Here is a 26,991-nt window from a genome sequence, read left to right as displayed (position 1 = left end):
AGTGACATTTATGAAAAAAAATTGTAAAAGATTTTTAGCTGTTTTACTTATAATTTTAAGTTTATGCTTTTTTACAAAAGTAAGTACATTTGCAGAAGAAACAAGAAAGCCCATTAAGGAAATAAATCTTATCGCAGATTGGTTTAAAAATCCAGAAGCCTATGGAGAAATTCCAAGGGGAAATTTTAAATTTGAGTCTGAGGCTAATGGTATAAGCGCGATTATGACATGGCAAGAGTTTACAAATAAAAATTGGAAGGATATTAAATCTAAGATAAAAAATTTTGCTAAAGATAAAAAATATAGAATAAGCTTTATGGTGTATTGCAATTCAAATGAATATTATATTTCCAAAGACACTAAGATTAAAATGAACGGAGAAGAATGCAGTTACTATGAATCATATATTGTTGGACAAGGTTATTCCCAAGGAAAATTTGTCACAAAAGAATTTTTAGCAAAGGACAATAGAGAAAAGATAGATAAAATAAATATAAGCTGTAAAGAATTTTCCCCACCGGTCATAGGCGATAAGGTAAGAAAAGATTATAATTTTATACTATCAGACATAGACAGAGCAAAGGGATTGGAAGTTTCTAACGATAGACATGTCTGGTACAAATATAATGAAGATAGAAAAGAATGGGGTATATGCACAGATCAAGTTTTCCAAGAGGGAAGATATAAATTAGCATTTATTGTTGAATGTAAATCGGATAGTTATGTATTAATTGAAGATACACAAGGAAAATTAAATGGTAATGAATGCTATAATGGTGGTTTTACAAGTGCAATTACTGTAAAAGATTCAACTAAATATTTTTACACTAAGGAATTTAAACCTAAAAAATTAGTTGATGTGCCCTCAGTTAATACGGGTCTTGTTTACAACGGTAAAATTCAAAAAGGTATAAATGAAGATACAAAGTATGTTTTCTTAACAGAAAATGAAAAAATTAATGCAGGAAAATATAAAACCCTGATAAAGCCTTCAGATGAATACGCCTGGAGCGATAACCACAAAATAGAAGAAAGATATTTGGAATGGGAAATAGAAAAGGCAGACCCAACTTACACAATTCCTGAAAATCTTACAGCTAATTTAGGAGATAAGCTTTCAGATGTAAAACTTCCTAAGGGTTTTTCCTGGGAAGATGGAGAAATTTCTTTAGCCAGTTTAGGAGAAAAATCTTTTGCTGCAATATTTACTCCAGAAGATGAAACAAACTATAAAAGTAAAAAAATAAGTTTAAAAATAAAAGTCAAAGAAAAACCTCTTGTTAAAGTAGAAATTCCAAAGGCAAATTTAGAATTAATTTACGATGGAAATGAAAAAACAGGAGTAAGTGAAAAAGAAGGCTATAAGCTTACAGAAAATAAGGGGACAAATGCTGGAAAATATATAGCAAAAGCAGAACTTAAAGAAGGATATATTTGGGAGGATGAAAGTAAAAATATAAAAGAAATTCCTTGGGAAATAGAAAAGGCAGATCCAACTTACACAATTCCTGAAAATCTTGCAGCTAATTTAGGAGATAAGCTTTCAGACGTAAAACTTCCTAAGGGTTTTTCCTGGGAAGATGGAAAAATTTCTTTAGACAGTTTAGGAGAAAAATCTTTTACTGCAATATTTACTCCAGAAGATGAAACAAACTATAAAAGTAAAAAAATAAGTTTAAAAATAAAAGTCAAAGAAAAACCTCTTGTTAAAGTAGAAATTCCAAAGGCAAATTTAGAATTAATTTACGATGGAAATGAAAAAACAGGAGTAAGTGAAAAAGAAGGCTATAAGCTTACAGAAAATAAGGGGACAAATGCTGGAAAATATATAGCAAAAGCAGAACTTAAAGAAGGATATATTTGGGAGGATGAAAGTAAAAATATAAAAGAAATTCCTTGGGAAATAGAAAAGGCAGATCCAACTTACACAATTCCTGAAAATCTTGCAGCTAATTTAGGAGATAAGCTTTCAGACGTAAAACTTCCTAAGGGTTTTTCCTGGGAAAATGGAAAAATTTCTTTAGACAGTTTAGGAGAAAAATCTTTTGAAGCAAAATATCTTTCTGATAATCCAAATGAAAAAGAAATCGACCATATAAATATAAAAGTTTATGTAAAAGAAATAAACGAACCTGAAAAAATAAAAGAAAAAAGGGGGGATTACGGATATTTTTCCATAATAAGTCAAAATAAAAAAGTAGAAGAGATAAACAAGGAAGAAAAAAATATAGTTTTAAAGGAAATTGTCCTAAAAATAAATTCTAAAAAATTTCTTGTTGATGGACAGGAAAAGTTAAATGACACTCCACCGATAATATTAAACAATAGAACCATGGTACCTATAAGATTTATAGGAGAAAGCCTTGGAGCAAAAATTGAATGGGATGAAAAAAATTCGCTTGTAAGGATAAAAGAACAAAAGAAAAAAGTAACAATAGAAATAAAAATAGGAGAAAACCTTGCAAGGGTAAATGGAAAAGAAGTTAAATTAACAAATCCGATTTTTATAAAAAATAATAGGGCTTATGGACTTCTAAGATTTATAGGAGAAAGTCTTGGGGCAAAAGTTGAATGGTTTAAAGATGATCAAAAAATAGTAATTACAAAATAAAAAAATGTGCTTCAATAATTAATTATTGGAGCATTTTTTATTATTGAATTTTTAAATGTAAACAAAAAAATTTCTATTTGATATAATGTAAAAATAGGAAATTAAAAGTTTAGATTTATTTTAGGAGAAGTTATGTTAATAAAAAATATTAAAGCACTTGATGTGAGAAATGGAAAAATTTTAGAAAAAGTAGATATCTATATTAAAGACAATTTAATAGAAAAGATTGGACAAAATTTAGATATTGAAGATGAAAAAATAATCGATGGGTCTGATAAATTGGCGGTACCGGCTTTTATAAATTCTCACACCCATCTTGGAATGAGTTTACTTAGAAATTATGCAGACGATTATAAATTAAAAGAATGGCTTGAAGATAAAATTTGGCCTATTGAAGCTAAATTAACTCCAGATGACATTTATATAGGAACCCTTCTTTCTATGGTTGAAATGATTAAATCAGGAACTGCAACTTTTTGCGACATGTATTATGAAATGGATAGAGTTGCGGAGGCCACAGAAAAAAGCGGATTGAGAGGTATGCTTACAAGAGGACTTGGAGATTTAATGGGACCGCCTTCACCTGAAGAAAGATTTGCAGACATGAGAAATTTATATAAAAATTATGACGGCAAGGCTAATGGAAGAATTAAGATTTTCCCAGGTCCTCATGCAATTTACACTTCAACGGATAAATTTTTAAAGGACACAATTTCTATTGTAAAGGAATGTGGAAATAGGGTTCACATACATCTTTCTGAAACGGAAGGAGAAGTTGAGGATGCTCTTCGTGACAGAAAAATGACTCCAATTGAATTTTGTGATTCTATAGGATTTTTAGATCAACCAACAATTGCCGCTCACTGTACTCATATAACCGATAAAGAGATTGATTTAGTAAAAGATAAAGAATTTTACCCGGTTTACAATCCTACAAGTAATTTAAAACTTGCAAGCGGATTTACTCCTGTTAAAAAAATGCTTGATAAGGGGATTAAAGTTTGCTTAGGCACTGACGGAGATTCTTCAAACAATAATTTAAACATGGTTGAAGAAATTCACATTGCAAGCATTGTAAACAAGGCTGTTGAAAAAGATGCAACGGCAGTAAAGGCTATTGAAGTTTTGAAAATGGCAACTATAAATGCTGCTGAAGCTTTTGGAATTAATTCAGGAGAAATTAAAGAAGGAAAACTTGCTGACATAACACTTTTTAATTTAAATTCAATAAATTTCACGCCAAAAAATAATTTAATCAGTGCTTTATGTTATTCAGCTTCCTCTGAAGATGTTGACACTTTAATTGTTGATGGAAAACTTTTAATGGAAAATAGAAAACTTTTAACTTTAGATGAAAAAGAAATTATAAAAAAAGCCCAAGAAGCAATGGACTCTATATTACAAAGGTAGGAAAAGTATGGATAAAAAAATTGTATATTCTGGAATCCAACCTTCCGGAAAGTTGACACTTGGAAATTATTTAGGAGCTTTGTCAAATTTTTCAGAGCTGCAAGAAGAATATAATTGCCTTTACTGTATTGTTGATATGCATTCAATTACAATTCCCCAAGTTCCCCAAGAACTTAGAAAGGCAAGTCTCGATGTTTTAAGCTTGTATTTAGCTGCAGGCCTTGATCCAAAAAAATCTATTATTTATATTCAATCCCATGTTCATCAACATGTGGAATTGGGATGGCTTTTAAATACTATAACAAGTCTTGGACAACTGGAAAGAATGACTCAATTTAAAGATAAATCTAAAAAAGTAAAAGAAGTGGACGCCGGACTTTTAAATTATCCCGTTTTAATGGCTGCTGATATTTTACTTTATCAAACATCCTATGTTCCCGTAGGAGAAGATCAAAGACAACATCTTGAACTTACAAGAGATTTAGCTCAACGATTTAATTCGAGATATTCTGAAACTTTTACAATTCCTGAAATTTTAACTCCAAAATTAGGAGCAAAAATAATGTCTTTGCAGGATCCAAGTTCAAAGATGAGTAAGTCGGATAAAGATGAAAATGCTTCAATTTTTATTATTGAAGACGAAAAAGCAACTGCAAATAAAATAAAAAGAGCAGTTACTGATTCTGTTGGAATTATTAATTACAGTGATGAGCAACCGGGAATAAAAAATTTGATTAATATTTATTCCTCTCTAAGCTCTCTTAGCCCTCAGGAGATAGTTAAAAAATATGAGGGTGTTGGATATGGAGTATTTAAAGAAGAGCTGGCACAGGTGGTTGTGGACGGTCTAAGGCCCATTAGAAATAAATACGAAGAATATAGAAAAGACAAAGATTATCTTGAAAGGGTTTATAGGGACGGAGACGAAAGAGCTTCTTACTTGGCAGAAAAAACTGTAAGAAAAGTATTTAAAAAAATGGGATTTATTCCTAAGTAGAGGTGAATATGGAAGGATTAAGAAAAAGATCTGAAGTTCCTGAAAATGAAAAATGGGACTTAAGCAGACTTTATAAAAACACTGACGATTATAAAAAAGATTTACAAAAAGCAATGGAAATTTCAGAAGAAATTGTAAATTTTAAAAAAGTTGAAAATAAAGATGACTTATATAAACTTTTAAAACTTTATGAAAAATATAAGGAAAAGGAATCTCTTCTTGCAAATTATGTATCCCTTATGCTTTCAGTAGACCTTACTGATGAAGATGCAAAAATATTAAATTCAAAATTTAATATGGAATATCCTAAAATGGCACAAGCAAATAGTATTGTAAGTGATATTTTAATTTCTTTAGACGAAAAAATAATAGAAGACTATAAGAAAAATTATAAAGAACTTCACAGCTTTATTGAAAAAATCTTAAGAAAGAAACCTCACATTTTAGATAAAGATAAGGAGCTTCTCCTTTCAAAATTTTCCTATACTTTAGATTCTCCCATAAGAATCTATGATACTTCAAAAATGGAAGATATGACCTTTGAAGATTTTGAAGTGGATGGAAAAGTTTATAAAAACTCTTTTGTTCTCTACGAAAATTATTACCAATATCACAGAGACACTGAAGTTAGGCGTAAAGCCTTTCAATCTTTCAGTAGAGGTCTTGAAAAATATAAAAATACCTTTGCAGCCATTTATGATAATTATTTAAACATTGAAAAAACTCAAGCAAGTTTAAGAGGTTTTGATTCTCTTATTGATTATCATCTTTTCAGTCAAGATGTTACAAGAGAAATGTACAACAGACAAATAGATTTAATAATGAAATATTTGGCACCTCACATGAGACATTATGCAAGACTTATTAAAAAGTTTTATAATTTGGACCAAATAAGATTTTCAGATTTAAAACTTCCAATTGATGCTGATTACAACAAAAAAATAAATATTGAAGATTCAAAAAAATATGTAGAAAAAGTCCTTTCAGTAATGGGCGAAGATTATTTGAAAATTGCCATGAGTTCTTATAAGGACAGGTGGACAGATTTTGCAAGTAACATTGGAAAATCAACGGGTGGTTTTTGTGCATCACCCTATAAGAGAGGCTCCTATATTTTATTATCTTGGACAGGGGAATTTAGTGAACTTTTCACTCTTGTTCATGAAATCGGACATGGTTGCCATTTCCACTATGCTCAAGAAGAAAATTCAGTTCTTGAAGAAGAACCTTCTTTATATTTTATTGAAGCACCTTCAACTTGTAATGAAGTGTTACTTGTAAAAGGTCTTTTAAAAGATGAAAAAGATAAAAGATTCATAAGATATATTTTATCTTATTTAATTGGCAACACATATTTCCACAACTTTGTAACTCACTTGTTGGAAGCTGCTTATCAAAGGGAAGTTTACTACCTTGTAGATAAGGGTCAACCTATAACTGAAAATATTCTTTCTAAAATAAAACTTGATGTTCTTAAAAAATTCTGGGGCGATGAAGTTATTATGGATGAGGGAGCTGAACTTACTTGGATGAGACAACCTCACTATTTTATGGGACTTTATTCCTACACTTACTCAGCAGGTCTTACAATCTCTACAAATATTGCCAATAGAATTTATGAAGAGGGACAAAGTGCAGTTAATGATTGGAAAAAAGCTTTAAAAAGTGGAGGTAGAAAAACTCCAGTTGAACTGGCTAAGTTAGGAGGAATTGACATAACAAAAGATCAACCTCTTATGAACACAATAGATTATATTGGAAGCATTATAGATAAAATTGATAGTCTTATTGATTGACAAAAAAAATTTCTTAATATAAGATTAAAAATATTAAATTTGCAATAAAAAAGAGGAGTAGCAAAAAATTTTTATTTAGAGAAAAGTCGTTTGGTGAAAGACTTTAAAAATTTTTGTGAAGGTTGCTTTTTTGCACCTTTTAGGCGAATGATCCCGTTAGAGATTTTAAAGAGCCTCAAATTTGAGGAATTAAGGTGGTACCGCGTCTCTCGTCCTTATTTGGATGAGAGACTTTTTTTATGAGGAGGAAAAATGAAAGAACTTTCTAAAACTTATGAACCTAAAAGTTTTGAAGAAAAACTTTATAAATTTTGGATGGATGGAAAATATTTCACACCGGAAATAGACGAAAATAAAAAACCCTTTACAATAGTTATGCCGCCGCCAAATGTAACAGGAAACTTACACATAGGCCATGCTTTAAACAACACTATACAAGATATTTTAATTCGTACAAAACGTATGGAAGGATATTCAACTCTTTGGGTTCCAGGCACTGATCACGCATCAATTTCAACAGAAGCAAAAGTTGTTGAAAAAATAAAAAGTGAAGGAAAAACTAAAGAGGGAATTGGAAGAGAAAAATTTTTAGAAGAAGCCTGGGAATGGACCTATAAATATGGCGGAAATATAAAAAATCAATTAAAAAAATTGGGAGTTTCTTGCGACTGGACAAGGGATAGTTTCACTCTTGACGAACATCTTTCAAAGGCAGTTGAAGAAGTTTTCATAAGACTTTATGAAAAAGGACTTATTTATAGGGGAGATAGAATTATAAATTGGTGTCCTCATTGCAAAACTGCTATTTCAGATACTGAAGTTGAACATGAGGAACAAAATGGTCACATTTGGTATTTTAAATACCCTTTTGAAGACGGAAGCGGTCAAATTGAAATAGCAACAACAAGACCTGAAACAATTCCAGGAGACTTAGCAGTTGCAGTAAATCCTAATGATGAAAGATATAAGGATAAAATTGGCAAATATGTTTTAATTCCTGTAATGGATAATTTGAGAATACCTGTAATAGCAGATGAATATGTAGAAATGGATTTTGGTTCAGGAGTTGTAAAAATTACCCCATCCCATGACCCTAATGATTTTGAAGTTGGAGAAAGACATGGACTGGGACAAAAGAGAGTTTTTACTGACGATGGAATTTTAAATTCTCTTGCAGGAAAATATGAAGGTTTAAATACAAAAGAAGCAAGAAAAAAAATAATTGAAGATTTTAAAGAATTGGGATACTTTGGCCATGTGGAAGATTATTCACACCAAGTTGGAGTTTGCGAAAGATGCAAAACCACAATTGAACCTTTAATTTCAAAACAATGGTTTGTTAAAATGGAACCTCTTGCAAAACCAGCTCTTGAAGCTTATAGAGAAGGGAAGATTGATTTCATTCCCGAAAGATTTGCAAAAATTTATGTAAATTGGCTTGAAAATATTAGAGATTGGTGTATTTCACGTCAACTTTGGTGGGGACATAGACTTCCTGTTTATTATGTAGAAGAAACGGGAGAAACCATTGTTTCACGAAATGACCCAAGTAAAGATGAAAAGTATAAGGGTCTTACAATAAAACAGGATCCAGACACTCTTGATACTTGGTTTTCATCAGCTCTTTGGCCTTTTTCGACCTTAGGTTGGCCTGATAAAACAAAAGACCTTGAATATTTCTTCCCAACAGATGTCCTTGTTACTGCACCTGATATTATTTTCTTCTGGGTATCAAGAATGATATTTTCATCCCTTGAACAAATGGGGCAAGTTCCCTTTAAAACAGTTTTGTTTAATGGACTTGTAAGAGATTCTCAAGGAAGAAAAATGTCAAAAACATTAGGAAATGGAATTGATCCTCTTGAAATTATTGAAAATTATGGAGCAGACGCTTTAAGGTTTATGCTTGTAACAGGAAACTCTCCAGGAAATGACATGAGATTTTATCAAGAAAGAGTTGAATCGGCAAGAAATTTTGCAAATAAACTTTGGAATGCATCAAGATTTGTAATAATGAATCTTGATGAAGATGAAAAACTTGAAAAAATAGAAATAGAATCGCTTGAAAACGAAGATAAATGGATTATATCAACTCTTCAAGATGCAATAAAAAGTGTTAGAGAAAAGATAGATAAATATGATATAGGTCTTGCTGCAACAGATGTATATAATTTTATTTGGGAAAATTTCTGCGACTGGTATATAGAAATGGTAAAGCCAAGACTTTATGGACAAGATGAAGAATCTAAAAAAGTTGCAAAAAATGTTCTTCTCTATGTTTTAACTGACATTTTAAAACTTCTTCATCCCTTCATGCCTTTTATAACGGAAGAAATTTACGGACATATTCCTCACGAAAAAGAAGCTTTAATAATTGAAACTTTCCCTGAATTTAATGAACAATTAAAATTTATGGAAGAAAGGGAAGTTGAATACATTAAAGAAGCTATAAAGGCAATAAGAAATAGAAGAGCTGAAATGAATATAGCAAATTCAAAAAAATCAAAGATTCTTGTAAAGACTTCTGATCCGCAAATAAAGAAAATATTTATGGAAAATAAAAATCAAATTATAAATTTAGCTTCTGCCAGTGCCATTGAAATGGCTGAAGAAAAAATTGAAGATGATTTTATTTCCATAGTTTTGGACAGATCTGAACTTCTTTTACCTTTAAGTGAATTAATTGATTATAAAGAAGAATTTGAAAGATTAAAAAAAGACAGAGAAAAAACAATATCCGAAATTGAAAGAGCAGACAAAAAATTAAACAATAAGGGCTTTGTAGACAAGGCACCTAAAAAAGTTGTAGATGAAGAAAAAGAAAAACTGGCAAAATATAAAGATATGCTCCTTCAAATAGAAGCAAGGTTAAAAGACGTAGAAGTAAAAATTAAATGAAAAATATATTATTAATAGCAACAGGAGGCACAATAGCCTCCGTTCATACAGATATGGGTTTAAGCCCATCAACTCAAGCAGATGAACTTTTAAAATTTGTTCCTGAAGTAAAAGAATTTGCTAATGTAAAAGTAAAACAAGTATTAAATATAGATTCAACAAATATAGAACCAGAGCATTGGATAAAGATAAGCGAAGTTATAAAAGAAAATTATGATTATGACGGCTTTGTCATAACTCACGGAACAGATACTATGGCATTTACAGCAGCAGCTCTTTCATATTTAATACAAAATAGCGAAAAGCCCATTATTTTAACGGGAGCACAAAAACCCATAAGTGAAAGAATAACTGATGGGATAAAAAATTTAAAAGATGCCATAAGATTTGCCTCTGAGGACAATGTAAGAGGTGTTTATATAGTTTTTGACGGAAAAGCTATAGTTGGAACGAGAGCAAAAAAATTAAGAAGCAAATCTTTTTCAGCCTTTGATTCCATAAACTATCCCAATGCGGCATTTATTGACGGAAATAAAATTTATCGCTACGTAGATGAAGAAGTAAATAAAGAAGAAGTAAAATTTTATGATAAATTAAATCCTAAAGTTTTTAATTTAAAATTAACTCCGGGAATGGAGCCGGACATTTTAAATTATATTTTTAAATTTTATGACGGAGTCATACTTGAAACTTACGGGGTAGGAGGAATACCCTTTGAATCAAGAAGGAACTTTTTAAAAGAATTAAACAAGCATAAAGATAAAATAGTAGTAATAGCAACTCAAGTTATGCTTGAAGGCTCAGATGCCATGACCTATGAAGTAGGTTATAGATTTTTAAAAAGTCAAAAGGTAATAGAAGCTTATGATATGACCGTTGAAGCCTGTTTAGTAAAATTAATGTGGATACTTGCCATTACAAAAGATTATGATGAGGTAAGAAAATTATTTTATAAAAAAATAAATAAGGATATTTTAAGAGGTGAAGATTGAAAATATATTTAACAAGACACTCTGAAACAAAGTGGAATGTTAAAAAAATAAACCAAGGAATTTTAGACTCCCAGTTAACGGAAGACGGAATAAAAATGGCAAAAGATTTGAGCCTTATAAAAAGTAATTTCAACAAAGTTTTTTCTTCAGATCTTCAAAGGGCAATTACAAGTGCAAAAATAATAGCTCCGGAAAGTGAAATTATAAAAACAAAACTCTTAAGAGAAATAGATGTAGGGTCCTGGAGCGGAAAAAATTTAGAAAGAATAAAAATTGAAGATAAGGATTTATATGAAAAGTATTTTTATAATCCGGGACAATACCAAAGAAAAGATGGAGAATCTCTTTGGGATTTAATGGAAAGAGTTAAAAATTTTTTTGAAGAATTTATAATAGGAAAATCTTATGAAGATGTTCTTATAGTTACTCATGGAGTTACCCTTTGCGGAATTTTAAATTACATTGAAGGAATAGATGTAAATAATTTTTGGGACAACAGAGTGAGAAGAAACGCAAGCTACAATATTATAGATTACAAAAATGGAGAATTTAATATAATAAAAAAAGCCCCTAAAAATAATAGGAGCACAATTTAAAATCAGTCGTAGTCGTAACCGTCTACGGCTAATTTTTTTGTAAATAAGAAGTTATTAAAAACAAAAGTCATAGTATCGTCTTTAAAACGCAAAGTTTTATTAACATATATATCCAAACCATCTTCCTTATAAAGATTGTAAGTTCCAACATCAGGCACACCGATTTTAACTTCAGGATCAACTATTCCATGAACACCACAGCAACCAGTAAGCCCCATATCTACAGTTAGGGCTTTAATATTTTTTTCTTCAATATATTTTCTTGTACCCTTACTAAAAATTATTTTCATATTATCACCACATTTATTATAACATTATTTTAAAAGACTTAGGCTTAAATATTTTTTGGGTAAAAATGAAAATATAAGTTACAATTATAAAAGGGAATTCTTAATATTAGTTTTTTATTTTTTTAGGGTAAAACTTATATATAAGAAAAAATTTAATAAAAATTATTTTAATTTATAAAATAAAGGGAGAAATTTTAATGGAAAAATTTAAAGAAAATGAAAATTCACATATTAAGCATGTAATAGGAATTGTAAGTGGAAAAGGTGGTGTTGGGAAAAGTTTTGTAACAACGGCTATAGCTTCTGAACTGACAAGACAAGGAAAAAAAGTTGCAATTCTTGATGCGGATATAACAGGTCCTTCAATCCCTAAGGGATTTGGAATTAAAGATAAGGTTTTTTCCAACGGAAGTGAAATAATGCCGAAAGTAACCGATGCAGGAATAAAAATTATTTCAGTAAATTTAATTTTAGGCGATCCTACCCAACCTGTTTTGTGGAGAGGCCCCATAATAGGTCAAGGAATACAACAATTTTTTAAAGATGTCCGCTGGGGAGAAATAGATTATATGTTAGTTGATATGCCTCCTGGAACTGGAGATATAGCCCTTACAATTTATCAGTCTCTTCCTATCGACGGGGTAGTAATAGTTTCAACACCTCAAAGTCTTGTGGAAATGATAGTTGAAAAATCTATTAATATGGCAAAACTTATGGGAATAAAGGTTCTTTCTCTTGTAGAAAATATGAGCTATTTTAAGTGCGATCAATGTGGAAAAACTCATTATATTTTCGGAGAAAGTAAAGTTGAGGAGTTGGCAAAAAAATATAAAATTCCATGTTTTTCAAAATTACCTATGGACCAAACTTTTAGGGAAAATATAGATGCAGGCTATGGGGACGAAATTTATGTTGAAGAAATAAAAAATACTGTTGAGGAGATAAAAAAACTTGAAAACTAAAGTTGTAATAATCGGCGGCGGACCTGCAGGTTTAAGTGCTTCTTTATATTTATCAAGAGCTGGAATTCACCACATAGTTTTAGAAAAAGGAGAATTCGGCGGAAATATTTTAGAAGCTATAAATATAAGGAATTATCCTGGAATAAAAGAAATCTCTGGAAGAAAATTTATAGAAAACTTAAGAGCCCAATTAAACGAATTTAATATAGATTTTATAAGGACAACAGTAAAGGAAATTAAGAAAAAAGATAGGTCCTTTATTATAAGCACAAAAAGACAAGGGGACATTGAAAGTGAAAAAATAATTATAGCAACGGGAAGTAGACCAGTTGAAGGAGATATTTTTATTCATAATTATGTAAATACATCTTTTTGTGCTCTTTGTGACGGAAACAATTTCAAGGGCAAAGATATTTCGGTTATAGGAGCAGGTAATAATGGAGTTGATTCTGCAATATATCTTTCAAACATTGTAAATTCTGTAAAAGTTTTTACAGATAAGGATAAGGCTGATGCAGATATTTATTCTTATGAAAAAGCAAAATCTATAAAAAATATAGAATTTTATTTTAATTATAGAGCAAGAGATATTTATGAAGACCGGATAGAGTTTGATACTGATAAGGGAAAAGAAATTGTAAAAACTCACGGAGTTTTTATCTACACAGGCTTTAAACCCAACACAGAAATTTTTAAAGGACTCATAGACATGGAAGATGGTTATATTCTTGTAGATAACAATGAAATGACAAATGTAGAAGGAATATATGCGGCAGGGGATTGCACAAGACATTCCAAGGGTCAACTTATCACATCTATATCTCAAGGAGCATCTGCTGCAATTTCAGTAGGAAAGGTGTTTAGAAAATGTATAAATTAATTTCCTCTATGGGAAAAGTTTATCTATACAAGGATAAAAAACTTATAAGAGAAGAAGAAGGCTCTTTTTGGAAAATAAACGAAAAAAATTATATTTCTGAAAATAAATCCAAAAATAGGGCTTTTAAAAATACAATCTTAGATTTCAGCCACAATTATTTTTTAGTTGATGAAAATGTAAGCAAAGTTTATGAGGAAAATGAAGAAGAAGCTTTTTATATAGATAAAAATATTTTAGCCTTAGACAAAATTTGCACAAACATCTATGCAGACCAGGGGGATTTAAGATTCAAAGACGGGAATCTCTTAATTGTTAAAAAAGATGAAATATACATTTTAGACGAAAAAAAAGAAAAGGTATATTCTTTAAAAGCTCAAGATTTAAAAGTTGATAGTTTTAAAAAAGCTCACTTTATACAAAGGGGAAATTTTGGAGAATCCCATCTTTTAATAGTTGCAGAAAAAAATTTAAGCCTAGTTTTAGAAGTTTCACCTATTACAAAAGAGATTTTGATGGAAATCAATTATAAAAATGCCAATTTAATTGGCGATATAAATGATTTTTTATTCAAAAATTGCAAAAGAGCTGATGCAAAAAGAATAGGTTCAGATACTTTTTTAGTTTTAAATGATTTCGGTCTTATTTATAAATTTAATAAAGATAAACATTTAACTGATTTTTTATTTTTAAAAGATCCAATTGATTATTGCTATTTTTCAGAAAAAGAAATAAATTTAGATTTTGGAAAACCTGTTTGGCAATATTTAAAGTTATATGGAAATTTGCAAGAAAAACAGGCGGCAGGAAAGGCAAAAAAAATAAATGACAGCGGATCCACAATTTTAAATTACAAAAATTTTTATTCCCATAAAAAAGATTGTCTTATAATATTTGGCTCTCAAAACTGCATCCATTGTGAGGGAGCTCTTGAAATTATTAAAGATGCCCACAAGGAAATGAATTTTGTAAGTTATTATATGGACCTTACAAATGAAAGTTTAATAAGGGAAAAATTTAAAATTCGAGCTTATCCCACAAGTATTATTTTTAAAGGTGGAAAAGAATTTAAAAGGTTTACGGGAAAAATTAATTATGACGATTTGTTGGATGCTTTGGAGGAAGTATGATAAAAAAGGTTGCTTTTTTTGATTTTGACAAGACTATAACAGATAGGGACAGTATTTTTGTCCTATTTAAAAAATTTAAAAATAGATTTGGTATAAAAATAATTCCTCTTTATTTTAAATTGTTTTATAGGGCTTTAGGTTCTTTATTTGGAAGGGATTATGAAAATTTAAAAAATGAAATTGCAAAAATTTTTAAATTTTTAGACGAAAAAGACTTGGAGAAATTTGTAAAAGAAGATTTGAGCAAACTCTATTATAAAGATGCTTTAAAAAAATTAGATGAGCTTAGAGATGATTATTATATAATGTTGGTTTCTGCATCTTTTGAAAAATATATGAAATATGCAGCAAAAGAACTTAAGGTTGATTATTTAATAGGAACAGGTCTTGATGAAAATTTCAATATTATAGGCGGAAACAACAAGGGGAAAAATAAAGTAAAAAAAATTAAAAAACATTTAGAAGAAAAAGATTTTCAAATAGATTATGAAAATTCTTTGGGATTTTCAGATTCATATAAAGATGACAGATATATGCTTGAACTGGTAAAAAACAGATATTTAATAAATTCCAAAGTAAAAAAAGAAGGATATAAAAATTTGGAGTGGAGTTAAATGAGAATTGTCCATGTTGACATTGATGCCTTTTTTGCTTCCGTTGAAGAAATTGATAACCCAGACTTAGAAGGAAAACCTATGGTTGTGGGAGGAAGAAGCCAAAGAGGAGTTATAACAACTGCAAATTATGAAGCAAGAGAATATGGACTTCATTCAGCTATGCCTATTTTTATGGCAAAAAATCTCTGCCCCAACGTAATTATCGTTCCAGGAAGAATGAATAGATATAAGGAGATGAGCGAAAGAGTTTTTTCCATTCTCAGAAGCCATACGAGCCTCGTAGAGAAAGTTTCTATAGATGAGGCATACCTTGATATAACAAATTTAAAATTGGACAAAATAAAGTTCTGTTACGACCTAAAATTGGAAATAAAAAATAAAACAGGACTTAATATTTCCTGTGGACTTTCTTACAATAAATTTTTGGCAAAACTTGGAAGTGAGTGGAATAAGCCTGACGGATTTAAATATATTTCAGAAAAAATGGTGCCGGAAATTTTAATGCCCCTTGATATCAGTAAAGTTCACGGAATAGGCAAAAAAAGTGAAAATAAACTAAGAGCAATAGGAATAAATACGGTAAAAGATCTCTACACTTTAAGCGAAGAATTTTTAGTGGAAATGTTTGGAAGGTTCGGGCATGAATTATTTTACCGAATAAGGGGAATAGACAAGAGAAAAGTTGAGCCTATTAGGGACAGAAAATCCATGGGAGTTGAGAGAACTTTTATAAGCACATCAGATGAAGAACAAATCAGAGATTATATTAATAAATTTTCAGAAGAACTTTCTCAAGATTTTATAAAATATAACTTAGGGGCAAATACTCTTACTTTAAAACTAAAAACAGAAGATTTTAAAGTTCACACAATGAGTAAAACATTTTTAACCTTAGTTTTAAAAAAAGAAGAGATTGAAAAAATAGCCCTTGATTTATATGAAAACATAAAACCTGATAAAAAAATAAGACTTCTGGGAATTTCAGGTTCAAATTTAATAGACTTAAACACAAGGCAACTTAACTTTTTAGGAGGACTTTAATTTGGAAAGAGAAAAAGAAGAAAAAGAACTTAAAGAATCGCATTATTTAAAAGGACCCTTTATTGAAAATAACAATATTTCCTTTGTAAAAAGAGAAGAAGACGGACTGATAATTAAAATGGAGGGTCAAGATAAACATTTAAACGGATATGGAATATTTCATGGAGGAATATTTTTTATGCTGGCAGATACAGCTGCCGGTCTTTTACTTATAGATGATGGAAAAGAATCCGTAACTTTACAAGGATCTATGAATTTTATAGATAACACCAAAGGCGGAATTATTTACGCTCATGCAAAATATGTAAGTAGCGGAATAAAAAATAATATTATTGAAGTAAAAATATCAGACAAAAATAAAAAACTTTTAGCCATTGGGACTTTTAATTTTTACAGAGTAAATATAAAAGCCTTAAAAAGAAAATTTGATGTAAAAGAAAAAGAGTGTCAATGAAGACACTCTTTTTTTAATATTTTATTAAAGACTCTACAGTATAGTCTTTTAAATTTTCACGACCATTTAAACCTTCACTTATAAGTTCGACTAAAAATAAAAGACATTGAATTTTTCCTCCAAGTTTTTCCACCATTTGAGCAGTTGCCTTGGAAGTTCCACCGGTAGCCAAAAGATCATCAATTATAACAACATTTTCGCCCTTTTTAATGGAATCCAAATGCATTTCAACCTTATCTTTTCCGTACTCAAGTTCATATTCAGCACTAACTTTTTCCCTAGGAAGTTTTCCGGGCTTTCTTACAGGAACAAAACCTGCACCTATTTTATAAGCAACAGCAGTACCGAAAATAAAACCCCTTGCTTCTATACCAACTATTTTGTCAACTTTTTTATCTTTTAATTTTTCAGACAATTGATCTATAGACGCCTTAAAAGCATCCCTGTCCATTAAAAGTGTAGTAATATCTCTAAAAATTATTCCTTCTTTAGGATAGTCCTTAATGGCACATATTTTATTTGATAAATCCATAACTACCTCCCTATAAAAGTATAACACAGGAAATAAAAGTTGATAATTATAAATTTTTTGAAAAAAAGAAAAGTCAAAATAATTATTTACAGTTACTTGTAAGAGGGCGTGAAAGTTTTAGAGAATATCATATTAATCATGGTTTAGTTTAAATACATTTAAAAATTTAATTAAAAATAAAAAAAGAGTCGAGATTATCTCGACTCTTTTTTTATTTGGTGCGGGAAAGAGGACTTGAACCCCCACTCCGTTGGAACTAGATCCTAAGTCTAGCGCGTCTGCCAATTCCGCCATTCCCGCATGAGTACAAAAGTTATTGTAAATAAAAAATAAACTTTTGTCAACACTTTTTTAAAAAAATTTTACGTTCTCACTTCCATTTTGTTTTTGCAGTTGGGACAAGTTACAAGGACTTTTCCCTTACCCTTTGGAACTCTCATAGTTTTAGCACAAGCGGGACATTTTATATACTTATAAGTTTTTCTGTCTTTAAATTTTCTATTTGTTAAATTTATTTTTTTTCTGAAAGGTCCTGTAATTTCTAAAAACTTTTGATTTTCAAGGTATCTTTTTTGTATATCTTTGGATAATATTCTAAAATACATAAAAAACAAAAGTATTATTGCTATGGAAATTAAAAAACTTTTTTTAATAAAAAAATTTATAATTATTAATAAAAACACAAGCCAGGAGAGAAACCTATTTAAGTCATCAAATCCATATCTGCCTGTCATAAATTTTATAAATTTTTCTTTCATATAATTCACCCTTAAAAATTGTTTATATTATTATAATACCCATTTTAAATTTTTTAAATTAAATTTTAAAAAGGCTATTATTAAGCCTTTTACTTTTAAATTATTTATAATTTTCATTTTTCATAGTATAATGTGAAAAGCTAAGAGTTAAAGGAGATACTATGATAAAAAATAAGTTTTTTAAGAAAAATCTGATATATATTTTGTTTATTGCTTTTGGACTTTTATTTTCTTCCTATTTTGTAAAAAAGAGACTTCAAATAGAAGAAGATTATAAAAATTTTGAATTTGCTTTTGATTTTTATGATCTTTCAAGTATTGCAAATTTAAGCGATATGAACAAGGAAGAATATTTTAAAAAGTTTCCTTCTACGGGAATAAAAACAATAGCTCTTAATGAGACAACTATTGATGCTTTAAAAAATGATCCAGAAATTAATATTACAAGTTCTTTGGAAGGAAAAGATCTTAGAATTAAGGGCGATAAAAAGGCTATTGATTTTATTGTAAAAGGTTTTGAATCTTTAAAAGATAAGAGAAATATAAATTATATTTCTGAAAATGAAATTTTAATTGAAGGCCGTCCTTCTGATTTTGTTGAATCAAAAGAAAAGCTTTATGATTCTTTCGGTCTTCCTGTGGGAAAGGGCGGAAATGATTTTTCTATGTTGGAATTTATAGGCCTTGGTTTTTATCCGGATTATCTGGAAGAAATTTATAAGGTTGACGGTATAAAAGTTTTATTAAGACCGAGTATTAACGAATATTATCAAGATGAAAGATTTGTTCTTAATAGGTTTTTTGAAACTTTAGATCAAATTCCAAAGGATAAAAAACAAACCTATCTTGTTTTTGCGGGAAGGGAAAGTTTTAAGGATACTGAAAAAGATTCTGAAATTGTAAATGATTTTATTAAGGGCTTAAATAAAAGAAATATAGCTATTGCTTTGATTGAAGCTTCAAATCAAAGGGGACATCTTGAATCTGACGGTATTTCTTCTTATATCAGAAGAAGTGATGTAAAAAAACTCAGAATGTTTTCAACTTGGGATTATATTCAATCGGAGTATGATTACAAAGTTAGAGGTCATCACAATGGAGAAGAAATAACAAATGTTTATTACAGGGCAATTTCAGAAAGAAACATTGCCAGTGTTATGGTTAAGCCTTTTGTAAAAAATGATAAAAAAATTGTAGATCTTGAAGCTTATTCAAATGTTATAAATAATGCTATAAACAGACTTGAAAAAAGAGGCTTTGTTTTAGACAGTGCCAGGGGAATGGATGAGTGGGCCCCAAGAAACTTTATGAAAACTCCTGCTGCTTTAGGAGTTGTTGGTGGTGGACTTATTCTCCTTAACTTTTTATTTAATTTAAATATTTTTGCTCAGGCTGCATTTTTTGGGTTTGGAACTTTACTTGCAATTTTATTTTTCATATTAAATAAGATGACTTCTCTTGGGGAAAGTTTGTTTAATCTGGGAGGAATTATAATTTTTCCTCTTTTAAGTTTGGCTTATTGTTTGAAAAAGTATAATGATTTTAAAAATGACAAGAAGATAAGATCGGACTTTAATATATTTTTAAGAGGAATTAAGGTTTTATTTGTTTCTATTTTAATTACCATGATAGGTGCCTTATATGAGGTTTCTTTTTTGGCGGGAACAAATCATCTTTTGGAACTTGTAATTTTTAGGGGAGTTAAGATTTCACAACTTTTACCTATTCTTTTATCTGTTTTATTTTTCTTATACTTTATAGGTTATAAAAGAGATAATAATGATAATAAACTAAGTGTTCATGAAATTAATAATTTTTTAGCTTCCAACATTAAGATGTGGCAGGCAATTTTGTTTGGAGTTTTAGTTGGTCTTCTTGGTATTTTCTTACTAAGGGGAGGAAATTCCAGTACAAAAATTCCTGGAATAGAAGTTTTATTTAGAAACGCTCTTGAAAAATATACTCCTGCAAGACCAAGAACAAAGGCTGTTCTTTTAGGATATCCTGCAGTAATAAGTATGATTTGGTTAGCTTATAAGAAAAAAGGAAAGTTTATGGAATTTTTCCTTGTAGTTCTAATTACTATTGGGCAGGCAGATATTGTAAATACTTTTTCTCATATAAGAACTCCGATTTCAGTTTCTTTTATGAGAATAGGAATTGAATTTATTTTTTCAATCTTTGTTGCCTTAATTTTTGTTTTAATTTATGAAATTGCCAGAAGGGGATATGAAAGACTTGACAAGTAAAATAGTTGTTTCAGGTTATTACGGTTACAATAATATAGGTGATGAAGCTATTTTAAAAGGGCTTTTAGACGGTGTTGGAGCTGTTACAGATTCGGAAATTCTTGTTTTAAGCAAAAATCCCGATTGGACAAAATTAAAATATAAGGTAGAAGCTGAAGATAGATCCAATATTTTTCAAGTTTTAAAAGCAATTTTTACTTGTGATATGCTGATTTCAGGGGGAGGTTCTCTTTTGCAGGATGTTACAAGCAAAAGAAGTATTCTCTATTACCTTTTTATTATTTTTATTGCCAAGATTTTTAGAAAAAAAGTCTTTATTTATTCTCAAGGCATAGGACCTATAAATTTAAAATTAAATAGATTTTTAACAAAATTTATTTTAAATAGGGTTGATTTTATTAATGTTAGAGATAACAAAAGCAGGGATGAACTTATAAATTTAGGGGTAAAAAAAGATATTTTAGTTACTACGGATACGGTCTTTGGAATTGAAAAACCTTCCCTTGAAAGTGGAAAAAAAATTATAGATTCTTTAAATCCAAATAAGAACAGAAAAAAAGTTGGAGCAAATTTTATTAATTGGAAAGATAATGGCCAAAGGACAATTGAAGAAGCTGTTAAAGCTTTAAAAATTGTTTTACAGGATAATAGCAATGATGTTTATTTAATTCCCTTTTATTATCATGTTGATCTTGAAATTGCCAGGAAAATTTATGATATACTTAAAATTGATTACAAAAACATCTTCTTAGTTGAAAATTACTTATATGTTGATGAATATTTATCCCTTGTAGGCAATATGGATTTAATGGTTTCCATGAGGCTTCATGGTTTGATTTTCTCAACTTTAATGGGAGTTTATCCCATAGGTATATCTTATGATCCTAAGATTGATGGATTTTTACGAGAGCTTAAAAGACCTACAAACTTTCATGTGGAAGATTTTGATGGAGAAAAGTTGGCAGAGGAAATCTTGTCTTCTCTATCTAATATAGATTATTTAAGAAAAGAAACTATTTCAAATCTTGGAAAATTTTTAAATTTAACTTCTAAACACAATTTAGCGGTTGCAAAAATTTTAAATTAGGTGAAAAATGGATTATGTAAATATTTTTGGAGTTAATATAAATAATATAACTTTTAATGAAGCTTCTGATCTTGTTAAAAGTTTTTTAAAAGAAGATAGACTTCATACTGTTATAACACCAAACACTGAAATTGTTATGGCAGCAAAAGATCATGAAAATATAAGAAATATTGTAAATAGCGCAGACTTGGTTATTCCCGATGGCATTGGACTTATTTATGGGTCTAAAATTAGAAAAAAACCTTTAAAGGAAAGGGTAACCGGATTTGATTTATCTATGGAACTTTTAAAAATTGCTGAGGAAAATGGATATTCTCTTTATCTTTTAGGGGGTAAACCTGGAATAAGTGAAAAAGCTGCTGAGAATATTAAAATAAAATTTCCGGCTTTAAATATAAAGGGATATCATCATGGATATTTTAAGGGTACACATTTGGGTATGCCAGGACATGAGGAAGAAAAAAAAGTTATTGAGGAAATAAATAAACTTAAGCCTGATATAATTTTTTTAGGTCTGGGTTTTCCTAAGCAAGAGCTTTGGATTGAAGAAAATAAAGATAAAATAAATTCCAAAATTATTATTGGAAATGGGGGAGTTATGGATATTCTTTCGGGAAATAGCAAGAGAGCCCCTAAAATTTTTATAAAGTTAAATCTTGAATGGCTTTATAGACTTTTAAGTGAACCATCGAGAATTAAAAGACAAATGGCAATTCCAAAATTTATTTTAAATATTTTATTTGATAAAAATTCTGTAAAATGAGGAGGAAAAATGAATATTGAAGAACGCTCAGTAAATACTATAAGAATGTTATCAATTGACCAAATTCAAAAAGCAAATTCCGGCCATCCAGGACTACCTTTAGGTTGTGCTCCAATGGCTTATGAACTTTGGGCAAATCATATGAATCACAATCCAAATGACTTAAAGTGGATTAATAGAGATAGATTTATTTTGTCTGCAGGGCATGGTAGTGCAATGCTTTACTCCTTATTACATTTATTCGGATACGGACTAAGTATAGAAGATTTAAAAAATTTCAGGCAAATAGGATCATTAACTCCAGGGCATCCGGAATATAGACACACTAAAGGTGTTGAAGCCACAACAGGTCCTTTAGGACAAGGTATCTCAATGGCAGTTGGAATGGCTATGGCTGAAAGACATTTAGCTGCAATTTATAACACTGAATATAAAATAATAGACCATTACACTTACGTTATCTGCGGTGATGGAGATTTAATGGAAGGAATTTCCAACGAAGCTTGCTCTCTTGCAGGAACCTTATCCTTAGGAAAGTTAATTGTTCTTTATGATTCAAATAAAATTACTATTGAAGGTAACACTGATTTAGCCTTTAGAGAAGATGTTTTAAAAAGATTTGAAGGATTGGGATGGCAAACTTTAGAAGTTAAGGATGGAAATTCTTTAAGGGAAATTTCTGAACAAATAGAAGAAGCAAAAAAAGATGAAAGACCTACAATAATTAAAATAAATACAACAATAGGATATGGATCTCCAGCACAAGGTAATGCAAAAGTTCATGGAGCTCCTTTGGGACTTGAAAATATTAAAAAGACCAGGGAATTTTTTGGATTTCCCGATGAAGATTTTTATGTAGATGAAGAAGTTAGAAAAAATTTCCAAGAAAAAATTAAAAATTTATCCATAAATTACGACGCTTGGAAGAGGACTGAGGAACTTTACAAAGAAAAGTATCCAGAAAAATATAAGGAATTAGTTGATAATTTTAATGGTAAATTTGATTTAAGCATTTTTGAAGATGAAGATTATTATAAATTTGATGAAGATCTTGCAACAAGAGCTTATTCAGGTAAATGTTTAAATAGAATTGCAGAAAAAGTTAATTATCTATTTGGAGGAAGCGCAGACCTTGCTCCTTCTAACAATACAAATATGAAAAATTCAAATAATTTTTCAGCAGAAGATTCCATGGGAAATAATATTAATTTCGGAGTTCGTGAACATGGAATGGCTGCAATAAGTAACGGGATAATTTTACATGGAGGATTAAAATCTTATGGGGCAACTTTTTTAGTCTTTTCAGACTATATGAAAGGTGCTATAAGACTTTCAGCCCTTCAACAAATTCCAAACATTTATATTTTAACCCACGATTCCATAGGAGTTGGAGAAGATGGACCTACTCACCAACCTATAGAGCATTTACCTATGCTTAGAAGCATTCCAAACACCATAGTATTTAGGCCCTGTGATGGTAAGGAAACTGCTGTTGCATGGAAAGTAGCTCTTTCTTCAACGTCAACTCCTGTTTGCTTAATACTATCAAGACAAAAACTTCCTAACTTAAATTCTTCTCTTGATAGTGAAAAAGGTGCTTATATTATAAAAAAAGAAGCAAAAGATTTAAAAACTATTATAATTGCAACAGGATCTGAAGTTGAACTTGCAATTAAGGCTGCAAAAGATTTTGATGGAGTAAGAGTTGTATCCATGCCCTCAAGAGAACTTTTTGAAGCTCAAACAAAAGAGTATAGAGAAATGATATTACCCTCATCTTGCAGAAATAGAATTTCAGTTGAAGCTGCAAGTACATTTGGATGGGAAAAATATACAGGTCTTGATGGAATTAATATAGGAATTGATGAATTTGGCCAATCAGGACCAGGTTCACAAGTTTTTAAATATTATGGAATTGATGAAGACCATATTAGAAATGCAATTTTAAGTTTCGAAAATTAAAATTCAAATTAAAAAGAAGTAATTAAAATCCAATTAAATTACTTCTTTTTTTTATGTAAAAAATATGCTTGCATTATTTTTAAACTTATTATATTATTTTATTCACGGCGGGATGTAGCGCAGCCCGGTAGCGCACATGTATGGGGTGCATGGGGTCGAAGGTTCAAATCCTTTCATCCCGACCAGACCTGTTTAACAGGTCTTTTTTTATTGCAAAAATAATTTTAAAAATTGCAAAATAAAAAAGCCCTAAGAGGGCTTTAGAATATTAATTATTCTTCTACAGGTTCAAAATCATCTTTTGAAGCTCCGCAAAGTGGACATTCCCAATCTTCAGGAAGGTTTTCAAAAGGTGTTCCGGCTTTAATGCCGTTATCTTCATCGCCTTGTTCGGGATCATAAATATATCCACATAATTGGCATTCATATTTTTGCATAGCTAAATCTCCTTTCAGATTATTATAATTTAAGTATAGCAATGACATAAACTTTTGTAAACAAGGCTTTATAAAAATAAAGTTTTGAAAACACAATTATTTTGTAAAAAATCATGTTTTATTTTATAAATGAGGGGTATTAAAAACATAGATGGAGAGGGTTTCATGGATTTAATTTATAAGTTTAGAGGTTCCGTCAACAGTGACTTGAGCAAGGTTAAACCATTTTTGGATTCAATGATGTATGATTTAAATAACTTCATTTTTAATCAGGACACATTATTTGACATTAAATTAATTTTAGATGAACTAATAATAAATAGCGTATTACATGGCAATAATAAAGATTGTTTAAAAAATGTGTACTTAAGTGTGAATCTTCTTAAAGATTCAATAGTTATTAAAGTTAAAGACGAAGGCTGCGGCATAACTTATAATTTTAATGATTATGATTTTAAAAATCTTAAATGTTCAGGACGGGGACTTCTATTAGTAAAGGCTTTAACAGACAGCCTTGTTCTTAATAATAATGAAGTTATTGTTAAAAAAAAGCTCTAATAAGGGCTTTTTTTATTGTTTTTGTTTACAAAACAAGTTATAAAATGTAAAATAGCTAAGTATTATTAGTAAGTAAAATTTTATAATTTGTTATAAAGCTAAAGTTATAGAAAGAAGGAAATATGAAATTAAGAGATGATGTAAGAAATATTGCTATAATTGCTCACGTTGACCACGGCAAGACAACTCTTGTAGATGCACTTTTAAGGCAATCAGGGGTTTTCAGAAAAAATCAAGCCGTTCAAGAAAGAGTAATGGATTCAAATGATATTGAAAGAGAAAGAGGGATCACAATTCTCTCTAAAAATACGGCGGTTATGAAAGATGGAATAAAAATTAACATTATAGACACTCCCGGACATGCTGATTTTGGTGGAGAAGTTGAACGTGTTTTAAAAATGGTTCAAGGTGTTGTATTGTTAGTTGATGCTTTTGAAGGTCCCATGCCTCAAACAAAATTTGTTTTAAAAAAATCTTTTGAACTTAATCTGCCTGTTGTAGTTTGCATAAATAAAATAGACAGGCCTGATGCAAGACCTAAAGTTGTTATTGACGAGGTTTTAGATTTATTTATAGAACTTGGAGCAAGCGAAGAAATTCTTGAATGTCCTTTTGTTTTCACTTCTGCAAAGCAGGGAACTGCAAGTCTTGATTTAGATAAACAAGGGGAAGACATGTCAGTTTTGTTTAAAACTATTATTGATTATATTCCTGCTCCAAAATCTAATGATGATGCACCTTTTCAACTTTTAATTTCGACTATTGACTACAATGATTATGTGGGAAGAATTGGTATAGGTCGTATTGAAAGAGGAACCATTTCAACTAATGATTCTGCTTTTATTGTGAACGCCTTGGATGAAAATAGAAAAGAGAGAGTTAAGATCTCAAATATTTATGAATTTGAAGGGCTTAATAGAGTCCAAACAGACACGTCAAGAAGTGGATCTATAGTTGCTGTAACTGGAATCGAAGGAATAAATATAGGAGATACTATAACAAGTCTTGAAGATCCTACACCACTTGAATTTGTAAAGATTTCAGAACCTACAATTTCTATGAATTTTTCTGTAAATAACTCTCCTTTTGCAGGAAGAGAAGGAAAATTTTTAACTTCAAGACAAATACGTTCAAGACTTTATAAGGAACTTCAAACAGATGTGTCTTTAAGAGTTGAAGATACTGATCAAACGGATTCATTTAAAGTTTCAGGACGTGGAGAACTTCATCTTTCTGTCTTAATTGAAAACATGAGAAGAGAAGGTTATGAATTTCAAGTTTCAAAACCGGAAGTACTTTTCCACACAGTTAACGGCAAAAAAATGGAACCTATGGAAATAGTTACAATAGATGTTTCAAATGATTTTGTTGGAAGTGTAATTGAAAAATTAGGCAGAAGAAAAGGAGAACTTGTAACTATGCAAGAACCTTCAGGGGGATATGCAAGGCTTATATTTAAGATACCTGCAAGAGGTCTTATAGGCTATAGGAGCGAGTTTTTAACAGATACTAAGGGTAATGGTATACTAAATTCAATTTTTGATTCCTATGAGCCGTATAAAGGCGATATACCTCGCAGAGTTGATGCGTCAATTGTATCTTTTGATACTGGAACTGCTTCAGCTTATGGTCTTCACAATGCACAAGACAGGGGAACACTTTTTGTTGAACCGGGAGATGAAGTTTATGAAGGACAAGTTGTGGGAGAATCACCAAAGGGAGTTGAACTTGAAGTAAGCGTTACAAAGACAAAGAAACAATCAAATGTAAGAGCATCAGGTTCTGATGAAGCTTTAAAATTATCTCCTGCAAAGCACATGACCTTAGAAGAAGCTTTGGAATTTATTGAAAGTGATGAGCTTATAGAAATTACTCCTCAAAGTTTTAGAATTAGAAAGAAAATTTTAAATTCACAAACAAGATACAAATCAAAAAAGAAATAAAGTAACATAATTTATTGAAAAAATTTTTAAT

General features: G+C 30.0%; 23 protein-coding genes, 2 tRNA genes and 1 other annotated feature. Of the genes, 20 read left to right on the top strand and 5 right to left on the bottom strand.

All coding sequences use genetic code 11. The annotated features are described in order from the left end of the window. Positions 1–10: 10 nt before the first annotated feature. The 7 genes from J2S72_RS01815 to J2S72_RS01785 all read left to right on the top strand — a co-directional run bounded on the left by J2S72_RS01815 (position 11) and on the right by J2S72_RS01785 (position 11,300). On the top strand, positions 11–2,611 hold the full coding sequence (locus J2S72_RS01815) for a copper amine oxidase N-terminal domain-containing protein (RefSeq protein WP_307494883.1): 2,601 nt from the start codon (positions 11–13) through the stop codon (positions 2,609–2,611). Between the two features lie 132 nt (positions 2,612–2,743). Continuing rightward, positions 2,744–4,021 (top strand): amidohydrolase, encoded by a 1,278-nt coding sequence (locus tag J2S72_RS01810; RefSeq protein WP_023054725.1) that lies wholly within the window; start codon positions 2,744–2,746, stop codon positions 4,019–4,021. Positions 4,022–4,028: 7 nt separating this feature from the next. Then, positions 4,029–5,018 carry a tryptophan--tRNA ligase gene (gene trpS / locus J2S72_RS01805; RefSeq protein WP_023054732.1) on the top strand — a complete coding sequence of 330 codons (990 nt, stop codon included), beginning with the start codon at positions 4,029–4,031 and terminating at the stop codon, positions 5,016–5,018. Between the two features lie 8 nt (positions 5,019–5,026). Next, positions 5,027–6,814, top strand: coding sequence for an oligoendopeptidase F (gene pepF / locus J2S72_RS01800; RefSeq protein WP_023054727.1), 1,788 nt, complete (start codon positions 5,027–5,029; stop codon positions 6,812–6,814). Between the two features lie 35 nt (positions 6,815–6,849). Continuing rightward, positions 6,850–7,034: a binding site (T-box leader), on the top strand. A 32-nt stretch (positions 7,035–7,066) separates the two neighbouring features. Then, a complete protein-coding gene (locus tag J2S72_RS01795) occupies positions 7,067–9,712 on the top strand; it encodes a valine--tRNA ligase (RefSeq protein ID WP_307494882.1) in 2,646 nt (881 codons plus the stop codon). Then, positions 9,709–10,704, top strand: a complete 996-nt coding sequence (locus tag J2S72_RS01790; protein ID WP_023054737.1) for an asparaginase — start codon at positions 9,709–9,711, stop codon at positions 10,702–10,704. Before J2S72_RS01795 ends, J2S72_RS01790 begins: the two co-directional genes overlap by 4 nt. Further along, positions 10,701–11,300, top strand: coding sequence for a histidine phosphatase family protein (locus tag J2S72_RS01785; RefSeq protein WP_307494881.1), 600 nt, complete (start codon positions 10,701–10,703; stop codon positions 11,298–11,300). Before J2S72_RS01790 ends, J2S72_RS01785 begins: the two co-directional genes overlap by 4 nt. Before the next feature lie 2 nt (positions 11,301–11,302). Here J2S72_RS01785 and J2S72_RS01780 read toward each other — a convergent pair whose 3' ends face one another. Then, complete coding sequence (locus J2S72_RS01780; protein WP_307494880.1) at positions 11,303–11,590, bottom strand: CC/Se motif family (seleno)protein; 288 nt, start codon at positions 11,588–11,590, stop codon at positions 11,303–11,305. Between the two features lie 197 nt (positions 11,591–11,787). Here J2S72_RS01780 and J2S72_RS01775 point away from each other — a divergent pair, with 197 nt between their 5' ends. The 6 genes from J2S72_RS01775 to J2S72_RS01750 are packed head-to-tail and all read left to right on the top strand — an operon-like array spanning position 11,788 to position 16,671. Beyond that, a complete protein-coding gene (locus J2S72_RS01775) occupies positions 11,788–12,552 on the top strand; it encodes an Mrp/NBP35 family ATP-binding protein (RefSeq protein ID WP_307494879.1) in 765 nt (254 codons plus the stop codon). Beyond that, positions 12,542–13,432, top strand: coding sequence for an NAD(P)/FAD-dependent oxidoreductase (locus J2S72_RS01770; protein ID WP_023054729.1), 891 nt, complete (start codon positions 12,542–12,544; stop codon positions 13,430–13,432). The genes J2S72_RS01775 and J2S72_RS01770 overlap by 11 nt, the downstream gene beginning before the upstream one ends. After that, positions 13,420–14,559, top strand: coding sequence for a thioredoxin family protein (locus J2S72_RS01765; RefSeq protein WP_307494878.1), 1,140 nt, complete (start codon positions 13,420–13,422; stop codon positions 14,557–14,559). The genes J2S72_RS01770 and J2S72_RS01765 overlap by 13 nt, the downstream gene beginning before the upstream one ends. Further along, positions 14,556–15,173 carry an HAD family hydrolase gene (locus J2S72_RS01760; protein WP_023054728.1) on the top strand — a complete coding sequence of 206 codons (618 nt, stop codon included), beginning with the start codon at positions 14,556–14,558 and terminating at the stop codon, positions 15,171–15,173. The genes J2S72_RS01765 and J2S72_RS01760 overlap by 4 nt, the downstream gene beginning before the upstream one ends. Next, positions 15,174–16,217, top strand: a complete 1,044-nt coding sequence (locus tag J2S72_RS01755) for a DNA polymerase IV (protein WP_307494877.1) — start codon at positions 15,174–15,176, stop codon at positions 16,215–16,217. Between the two features lies 1 nt (position 16,218). After that, entirely contained in the window at positions 16,219–16,671 is a 453-nt protein-coding gene (locus J2S72_RS01750; RefSeq protein WP_307494876.1) for a PaaI family thioesterase, read from the top strand. 13 nt (positions 16,672–16,684) lie between these two features. Here the strand turns inward: J2S72_RS01750 and J2S72_RS01745 are convergent, their stop codons facing one another. The 3 genes from J2S72_RS01745 to J2S72_RS01735 form a co-directional block, all read right to left on the bottom strand. Beyond that, complete coding sequence (locus tag J2S72_RS01745; RefSeq protein WP_307494875.1) at positions 16,685–17,203, bottom strand: adenine phosphoribosyltransferase; 519 nt, start codon at positions 17,201–17,203, stop codon at positions 16,685–16,687. A 216-nt stretch (positions 17,204–17,419) separates the two neighbouring features. After that, positions 17,420–17,503, bottom strand: a tRNA-Leu gene (locus J2S72_RS01740). Between the two features lie 62 nt (positions 17,504–17,565). Further along, positions 17,566–17,961 (bottom strand): hypothetical protein, encoded by a 396-nt coding sequence (locus J2S72_RS01735; RefSeq protein ID WP_307494874.1) that lies wholly within the window; start codon positions 17,959–17,961, stop codon positions 17,566–17,568. Between the two features lie 161 nt (positions 17,962–18,122). Between J2S72_RS01735 and J2S72_RS01730 the strand changes: the two genes are divergently transcribed. From J2S72_RS01730 to J2S72_RS01710, 5 genes are all read left to right on the top strand, one after another. Continuing rightward, the gene (locus J2S72_RS01730) at positions 18,123–20,210 is read left to right on the top strand and encodes a DUF5693 family protein (protein ID WP_307494873.1); all 2,088 of its coding nucleotides are present in this window, start codon (positions 18,123–18,125) and stop codon (positions 20,208–20,210) included. Further along, the gene (csaB, locus tag J2S72_RS01725) at positions 20,191–21,297 is read left to right on the top strand and encodes a polysaccharide pyruvyl transferase CsaB (protein WP_036739056.1); all 1,107 of its coding nucleotides are present in this window, start codon (positions 20,191–20,193) and stop codon (positions 21,295–21,297) included. The genes J2S72_RS01730 and csaB overlap by 20 nt, the downstream gene beginning before the upstream one ends. Positions 21,298–21,304: 7 nt before the next feature. Then, positions 21,305–22,060, top strand: coding sequence for a WecB/TagA/CpsF family glycosyltransferase (locus tag J2S72_RS01720; protein ID WP_023054907.1), 756 nt, complete (start codon positions 21,305–21,307; stop codon positions 22,058–22,060). 9 nt (positions 22,061–22,069) lie between these two features. Next, positions 22,070–24,022: a transketolase gene (tkt, locus tag J2S72_RS01715; RefSeq protein WP_023054931.1), complete on the top strand. Its 1,953-nt coding sequence runs from the start codon at positions 22,070–22,072 to the stop codon at positions 24,020–24,022. Positions 24,023–24,130: 108 nt separating this feature from the next. Next, positions 24,131–24,207 (top strand) — tRNA-Pro (locus tag J2S72_RS01710). 87 nt (positions 24,208–24,294) lie between these two features. On the opposite strand, the gene rd is transcribed toward J2S72_RS01710, so the two are convergent. Further along, complete coding sequence (gene rd / locus J2S72_RS01705) at positions 24,295–24,459, bottom strand: rubredoxin (protein ID WP_023054919.1); 165 nt, start codon at positions 24,457–24,459, stop codon at positions 24,295–24,297. A 165-nt stretch (positions 24,460–24,624) separates the two neighbouring features. Between rd and J2S72_RS01700 the strand changes: the two genes are divergently transcribed. Further along, on the top strand, positions 24,625–25,017 hold the full coding sequence (locus J2S72_RS01700; protein ID WP_023054906.1) for an ATP-binding protein: 393 nt from the start codon (positions 24,625–24,627) through the stop codon (positions 25,015–25,017). 122 nt (positions 25,018–25,139) lie between these two features. Next, positions 25,140–26,960: a translational GTPase TypA gene (gene typA, locus J2S72_RS01695; protein ID WP_023054923.1), complete on the top strand. Its 1,821-nt coding sequence runs from the start codon at positions 25,140–25,142 to the stop codon at positions 26,958–26,960. The last annotated feature ends 31 nt before the right edge of the window (positions 26,961–26,991 follow it).

Origin of the sequence: Peptoniphilus koenoeneniae, from assembly GCF_030812875.1 — a bacterium.
Taxonomy (GTDB): Bacteria; Bacillota; Clostridia; order Tissierellales; family Peptoniphilaceae; genus Peptoniphilus_B; species Peptoniphilus_B koenoeneniae.
This window is presented reverse-complemented; position numbering and strand designations above follow the sequence as displayed.